The organism is Paenibacillus sp. An7 (assembly GCF_009870785.1).
Taxonomy (GTDB): domain Bacteria; phylum Bacillota; class Bacilli; order Paenibacillales; family Paenibacillaceae; genus Paenibacillus.
Window position 1 is genome coordinate 1 of sequence record NZ_WTWX01000077.1, and the last position, 660, is coordinate 660.

Annotated in this window: 1 protein-coding gene; it reads left to right on the forward strand. The window is 32.4% G+C overall.

Annotated features, from left to right (window positions below; translation table 11 throughout):
* Positions 1-168: 168 nt before the first annotated feature.
* Positions 169-636: a DUF4367 domain-containing protein gene (locus GQY27_RS21215; RefSeq protein WP_160037248.1), complete on the forward strand. Its 468-nt coding sequence runs from the start codon at positions 169-171 to the stop codon at positions 634-636.
* Positions 637-660 lie beyond the last annotated feature (24 nt).

Genomic DNA, 660 nt, shown 5'->3' on the forward strand with positions numbered 1-660 from the left:
TGAACACAGCAGGGAGCAGCTTACCACTTGGCAACTGCTCTCTTTTATTTACAAACCAGCAGAGTAGGATAGCGTGACGAAATGTACGAAACTTTATCTCGATGAATAATAAGTTTTGCTCAGGTAACCTTAATAAAAACATGGATCTTTTATTAAGGAGGAACAAGATTGTTTAACTACATAGTACTCGTATTAATGGTGATGATAAACGTATCAGGACATAACGAATGGGTGAACATTGATCAAACTGAAGAGAAAGTTATCAAGTCATATGAAAATCGGAGTGGGTTAAAAATAACTCTTCCTACGTTTCTTCCTTACAATATAAAAAAAACTGAAACAAAAGATATCAGTAAAGAACAAATAGAAGTCCGATATTATGGATTTGAGGCAGGAGATCAAATATTATTAAGCATTAGTAAAGAGAATAAAAAATTTGATCGTATTAAGCATTATGATGGAGCTTCCTATGCAAAGAAATTATTCTTAAAAGGAGAAGTTCCAGCTATTTTGTTAACTAGAGATTATAAAAGCTTAACTTTTGTTCACTCAGGAATACAGTATATAATTACTGATTTTACAGGAAGGCCACTTGATGATCAGGAAATCCAAAAAATAGCGGATTCAATGCTATAATCTAAATTTATTGTTACGCTAACG